This window comes from Acinetobacter sp. YH12251, assembly GCF_013417465.1.
GTDB classification, from domain to species: Bacteria; Pseudomonadota; Gammaproteobacteria; order Pseudomonadales; family Moraxellaceae; genus Acinetobacter; species Acinetobacter amyesii.
The window spans coordinates 24759-30948 of record NZ_VPDZ01000021.1 but is presented as its reverse complement, the minus strand read 5'-3'; the positions used below and the strand labels follow the sequence as shown (position 1 = coordinate 30948).

Sequence of the window (6190 nt, the reverse complement as noted above, 5' to 3'; positions counted from 1 at the left end):
TTAAGCACAGAAGGATTTGATCTTCTATGCTCAATTTAGTTGGTCTACCTTTAGCAGGAACATGCATTTTCAGTTGTTCAACCATTAAATCAAAGGTTGACCATGATATGCCGGTGTATCGCTTAAATTGTGTTTCAGAAAGCTTCTTTGAATCGATATATTTCATCCGCAGATTATGCATGAATATTTAAAATTCTTCGGTACAAATAATCAGCAAGAGACTGTTCGTTTTTTGATTTATGAAAGAGGCTTAATGATGTTATTCAGAATTTCATATACTGCTCATAAAATATTTAAAGGTTGATAAAATCTGATCTCTTTAATATGCCAAAATTTTCAATAATTCCTCACTTGTTACAAAGCAAGAAGCACCATCCATAGACGTTACGAAGTGGAGCAGTCAGTCATCAATTGGGTGTAAATAGAGCTAATTCATATTTAATAGCTAAGGTAAAGAAATTTTTGAAAAAATTAAAGCATATCATTCATCAACATAGGTTTTAAAAATGAAATTAACCAATGAAAATGGACCAAATTTAAGAGTTATGCAAGTTAAAAATAATAAGTTAGTTAATGAAAATTTATATATTTAAACAATAGAGTAGAAATAGATAGTAATTTAATAATGAAATATTATTAAAATTCTAAAAAATCACATATCAATTTAAGTAGATTTTAAATAAATAAAGCCGACTCTCGTCGGCTTTATTTATTTAACCTTCTAAAACTTCTTCCAATAACTCTTCACTCGGTGCAAAGTAATACGCTCCGTCCATTGGCGTAACAAAGTGAAGTAAGCGGTCGTGAATGCCGTCACCGCTAGTACCGAACATGCGAACCAGCATGCTGTCGATAATGCTGAGATCTTTGGTATAGGCAATAAAGAACAAACCTTGGTCACCGCGGCCATCGCCATAAGGCAATGAATGACGCAAAATTGCGAGTTCTTCACCCTCACCATCTTCAACAACGGTACGTGATACATGTGAGTTTTCAGGTTGTTCGTCTTCATCCAACTCAATCGATTCAAGTTTGGTACGCCCAATCACATGCTCTTGTGCATCAACTTTGAGCTTTTTCCACTTATCTAAATTGTGTGCATAACGCTGTGCAAAGACAAAAGAACCATCAGCAAAAATACCCGCATCTTCTGCTAATAATGCTGTTTCAGCACGGTCATCTGGAAATTGAGGGTTTTCAGTACCATCAATAAAGCCAGTTAAGTCACGGCCATCGAAATTGCGGAAGCAAACACGCTCATCTAAAACCTCAACTTTATCTTGAATGCCATCAAAGAAAGCTTGGCTTAAAGCAAAGCAAATATCTGTACGCTGTGCTGCAATGTGAATCAGTACATCTGCTGGGGCTACAGGCATGTTAAATGAACCTTGAATTGGATCAAGTTGTTTAAAGCCTGCTGGAGATTGAATATAAAGTTGTGCCCAAAGTTCAGGTCCAAAAGCTACAGCTGTTTTAATCTGCGCATTAGGATGTTGGGTAATTAGACGATCACGAGTGCTAAATAAGTCTTCAAGTTGTTCTTTTAATTCGCTAATCGTTAAATCTTTTAAACGTAAAACAATAAAACGAGCATGATCTGAGGGTAATGGCAAAATTACAGATTGAGCAGACATTCATGGCTCCTAAAAATTATAATTTCTGAGTGGCTGTGTATATTGTGCCTTAAGCAGCGCTGAGAGTGTAGCCTTCATTTGGCCTTTTAGCGTGCATTATTGTCATGAAAATAGAGTAAATGTCATATAATACAGACCCATTTCAAACTTGAGCTAATGATGTCCTATCAAATCTGGATTGCATACATGTTGGCATGTTGGGTAATTAGTGTTTCCCCAGGTGCAGGTGCAATTGCGTCTATGTCGAGTGGTTTGAATTATGGGTTTAAGCATGGGTATTGGAATGCAATCGGCCTGCAATTGGCACTTTTGGTTCAGATCGCCATTGTTGCAGCTGGGGCAGGGGTCTTATTTGCGACGACACCATGGGCTTTTCTGATCGTGAAATGGTTTGGTGTGGGCTATTTATTATATTTGGCTTATTTACAGTGGACAGCGCCAACTGAGTCAATTGAAATCCAACAAGATTTATCAAATAAATCACGTTCAAAATTAATTTTACATGGCTTTTTGGTCAATATGAGCAACCCTAAAGCGATTGTATTTTTGTTGGCAGTTTTGCCGCAGTTTTTAGATTTATCCAAACCCCAATGGATTCAATATGTCATTATGGCTGCAACGATGATTAGCATCGATCTGATTGTCATGGCGGGGTATACTGGTCTCGCTGCAAAAGTGCTGCGGTTATTAAAATCACCTAAACAACAAAAATATTTGAATCGAACCTTTGCGGTATTATTTGCTTGTGCTGCGAGTTTATTGAGTTTGGTGCATCAATAAAGCCAGTGAGATGATTCTGAACATTGTATTTGACGTGCAAAAAAAGCCATGCAACTGCATGGCTTTTTTTTGATATGTCGCGAATTGAACAATGAACGTTGCTACTTAAGCCACTTTCTTAAATTTTTGCATAATAAAAATCAGGGCAAAGAGCAGCGCCATGGTTAATACAATAGTCAGTCCTGTAGAGGTGTTTAAACCAGCACTTGACCATAACCCCACGGTCACACCGACTTGGGCAATGATGAAAGACCACAGCACCATTTGTTTCGGGGAATTTGCCAATAAACGAGCGGTTAATGCAGGAATCACTAACAATGCACCCATCAGCAATGAGCCGACAGCACGTAAAGCCAATACGGTAAATAATGCCAGTAATAACATAAAAATCAGACGTTGCCATTTGGCACTGACACCTTCACTGACCGCAATGTCGGGGTCAATGGCAATCTGAATCTGCGATTGCCAACTTTTATACAGCACGGTCAGTGCCACAATGATCACCATTGCAAAGACAGGCAAATCTGACCAAGAAATGGTGAGTAAATCACCAAATAAATAGCTGAGTAATTCAGGTCTTAAGCTTGGCAAATGTTGTATGAACAGTAAGCCTGAGCACAGGAGTGTTGCAGAACAAAGCGCGAGCAACGCGTCATTGGGCAAGCGAGGGTCGTGTAACACCCATAAGATTGCAACCAATAAGAGCGCAATCAATGTAACGCCTGTCCAAAGCGGTAGACTCATCGCACCGGCAATGGCGACACCGAGTAAAGTGCCATGCGCCATGGTGTCCGCAAAAAATGACATGCGACGCCAAAGCATCAAGCAGCCGAGGGGTGCAGTCAGGAACACCAGCAAAGTGCCCATGATCCATGCTGGCAAAAGGAGTTGTAGCCATTCCATCATGGATTATGCTTCCGGTTCAGGGTGAATATGGGGACGAGAGTCATGCTGGCAAGGCGTTGCACTATCGCCATGCGCACAGTGATCGTGATGGTGTTGATAGAACACACGATTTGTTCCAAAGATCGCTTGATATTCAGGATGTTGCTGGACATTTTCAGGCAAGCCACTGCAACAAATATGCTTATTGAGGCAAACCACACGGTGCGTGCCTTGCATGACCCATTGTAAATCATGAGAAACCATCAAAACTGCACAGCCATATTTTTCAGGCAAGCTACGCACGTAGTCATACAGTTCCGCTTCAGACTGGATATCCAGACCTTGCATGGGTTCATCTAGAACCAATACATTCGGTTGACGTAATAAAGCCCGTGCAATCAGAACGCGTTGACGTTCGCCGCCGGACAATTGCTGAACTTTAGATTGTTGTAACTTGGCAATGCCTGTATCACGAATAATTTCTTGCTTGATATTGGCATCACATTTTTCTAGTGCCAATAAATCACACACACGTAGCGGTAAGCTGTGTGATGGATTAAATTTTTGTGGCACATACGAAAATTTTAATTTTTGTGTGCTGATCACTTTGCCAGATACAGGTTTTACAATACCCAACAACACTTTGATGAGCGTGGATTTGCCTGCACCATTGGGACCGATTAAGGTGACAATTTCTTTTTCGTGTAAGGCGAAATCTACATTTTTTAAAATGTCACGTTCATCGATTCGGACATGAACATGCTCTAAAGCCACAATGGGCTTCATATTTAGTGTTTGCTGCGGCACTGCTGACAGATCCCTGAAATTTCAATAATACTGTGATGTGCAGTAAAGCCATCGGATGCAGACAATTCATCGAGTTGCGCCATTAAGCCTTGAGCAGATGCTTCTTTGACTATTTTACAATCGGTGCAAATCAGGAATGCGGCTTGATGTCCTTCGCGCGGATGACAACATGGGATATAAGCATTAATCGACGTTAGGCGGTGAATCAAACCTTTTTCAAGCAGAAAATCCAACGTACGGTACACAGTCGGTGGCGCTGCAGGTCGGTCAGACTCGCTTTTGATTTTAGCCAAAAGGTCATAAGCACCCATTGGTCCCGTTGCATTTAAGATCAGTTCTAATACTTCTTTGCGCAAGGGCGTAAGTCGAGCACCCGTCGCACTACAGAGACTCTCAGCTTCAGCAAGGCGCTGTTCGACATTATGATGATCGTGTACACCATGCAAAGCATTATGATGTTCGTGTGAACATGCGCTCATAGCCAACCTCGAGTACGAAACTGTATAAAGAAAAAGACTTTAAATCTTAACATGAAGCGTAAGGACTTACGAACAGACGTAGGTTTTTTTACGATTTTGTTATATTATAACACTATTCATTTTATGGTGCTCTCTCCCCATGTCCCGTGTAATTCTTTTTTGTAGTTTGGCTTTATTCAGTGTGATGAGCTGGGCGCAAGGTCTCGTTGTTTCTACACAACCGATTTATTTAATCGCGAAGGATGTACTTAAGGGTGTAGAGCAGCCAAAACTATTGCTTGATCATCAATCTGGACATGATGTGAGTTTGACGCCTGCGCACCGTAAAACCGTGCAAGATGCCAATCTCGTTTTATGGCTAGGCCAAGCGCATGAAGCGCCATTGGCAAAAATGTTGGGTGAAAGTGGTAAAAGTATCGCTATTTTAGACTCAGGCATTATCAGTGCTTTGCCATTACGGGATGTCCGTGGCAATGCATTAAAAGGCACAATCGATACACATGTCTGGCTTGAACCAAACAATGCGGTTCGAATCGGCTTTTTTATTGCTGCTTTACGTTCACAACAGTTTCCAGAACATCGTGAAAAATATTGGGCTAATGCGCGTGCATTTGCGCAGAAACTCTTGATCACAGCCCAAAAAACAGATGTGTCGAGCCGTGCTCAACCTTACTGGTCTTACCACGATGCCTATCAATATCTTGAGCGCTCACTGAATTTGAAATTTACCGGTGCGTTGACAGATGATCCACATGTCGCACCGACATTGGCACAAATCAAATACCTGAAAGACCATCGCGCGCAGCCAAAAATATGCTTACTTGCAGAAGCTCATGCCAGCCAAAATCAGTATCAAAAGCTCGGTGGCATCGTCTTTCAGCCGGTGGACGAAACCATGAGTGGGGCAGGGGATTTTGTAACAGCATGGAAGATGTTGGCTGATAAAACCCTTAAGTGCACACTAAATGCGCGAAAGTAATGTAAAAAACAAACAACTATTGATTAGTTTGAAAGCAGTTTACCAATTTAAAAAAACACGACTAAGGTCGGGAAAAGATTGCAAGTTAAGGGGTGTAACTCTATAATGCCTGCGATTAAAAATAATCATCAGTTAAACTTGTCAAGCAGAATTGCTGTGAGTGAACAAAAATGAGTCGAACTAGTCGCATGATTGATCGACGATTAGCGAAAGCTTTAGTCATCTTACAAGCAGTAATGATTCCTGTTTCAGCTCTGATTGGTTGGGTCCTTAAAGACACAATCACAGCATATAGTGCAGCTTTGGGTGCGTTGGTATGCTGGCTAGCAAGTAGCTACTTTTCATGGCAGTCGTTTCGTGCGGCTGGTGCCCGCGCCTCTAAACAGGTGCTGTCAAACATGTATCGTGGCTTAATGGGCAAGTTTGCAATCGTGATTGTTGGATTCATTTTGATTTTGATCAATGTCAAACCGTTGTCAGCGGTGGCATTGTTTTGTGGTTTTATGCTCGTACAAAGTATGTCGTGGGTCGCTCCTTTTTGGGCAACACGCTTAAAAAAACGAGTATAAACACAACAAAAAATTGAAAAGTTTTTTTGAGAGTAACGAGATATCAGGCAGCACGCG

At 41.1% G+C, this 6190-nt stretch carries 7 protein-coding genes; 3 read left to right on the top strand and 4 right to left on the bottom strand.

Features of this window, described 5'->3' with window-relative positions:
- Nucleotides 1-713: 713 nt before the first annotated feature.
- Complete coding sequence (locus tag FTV27_RS15690) at nucleotides 714-1634, bottom strand: Dyp-type peroxidase (protein ID WP_180079247.1); 921 nt, start codon at nucleotides 1632-1634, stop codon at nucleotides 714-716.
- 159 nt (nucleotides 1635-1793) lie between these two features.
- Between FTV27_RS15690 and FTV27_RS15685 the strand changes: the two genes are divergently transcribed.
- Nucleotides 1794-2414 (top strand): LysE family transporter, encoded by a 621-nt coding sequence (locus tag FTV27_RS15685; RefSeq protein ID WP_180079246.1) that lies wholly within the window; start codon nucleotides 1794-1796, stop codon nucleotides 2412-2414.
- Between the two features lie 105 nt (nucleotides 2415-2519).
- Here the strand turns inward: FTV27_RS15685 and znuB are convergent, their stop codons facing one another.
- From znuB to FTV27_RS15670, 3 genes are read right to left on the bottom strand one after another with little or no spacing between them, the layout of a single operon-like run.
- On the bottom strand, nucleotides 2520-3320 hold the full coding sequence (znuB, locus tag FTV27_RS15680; RefSeq protein WP_180009577.1) for a zinc ABC transporter permease subunit ZnuB: 801 nt from the start codon (nucleotides 3318-3320) through the stop codon (nucleotides 2520-2522).
- Between the two features lie 3 nt (nucleotides 3321-3323).
- Nucleotides 3324-4085 (bottom strand): zinc ABC transporter ATP-binding protein ZnuC, encoded by a 762-nt coding sequence (gene znuC / locus FTV27_RS15675; RefSeq protein ID WP_078194027.1) that lies wholly within the window; start codon nucleotides 4083-4085, stop codon nucleotides 3324-3326.
- A 2-nt stretch (nucleotides 4086-4087) separates the two neighbouring features.
- The gene (locus tag FTV27_RS15670; protein WP_078191481.1) at nucleotides 4088-4585 is read right to left on the bottom strand and encodes a transcriptional repressor; all 498 of its coding nucleotides are present in this window, start codon (nucleotides 4583-4585) and stop codon (nucleotides 4088-4090) included.
- A 139-nt stretch (nucleotides 4586-4724) separates the two neighbouring features.
- Here FTV27_RS15670 and FTV27_RS15665 point away from each other — a divergent pair, with 139 nt between their 5' ends.
- On the top strand, nucleotides 4725-5564 hold the full coding sequence (locus FTV27_RS15665) for a metal ABC transporter solute-binding protein, Zn/Mn family (protein ID WP_180079245.1): 840 nt from the start codon (nucleotides 4725-4727) through the stop codon (nucleotides 5562-5564).
- Nucleotides 5565-5734: 170 nt separating this feature from the next.
- The gene (locus tag FTV27_RS15660) at nucleotides 5735-6133 is read left to right on the top strand and encodes an ATP synthase subunit I (protein WP_078194025.1); all 399 of its coding nucleotides are present in this window, start codon (nucleotides 5735-5737) and stop codon (nucleotides 6131-6133) included.
- The last annotated feature ends 57 nt before the right edge of the window (nucleotides 6134-6190 follow it).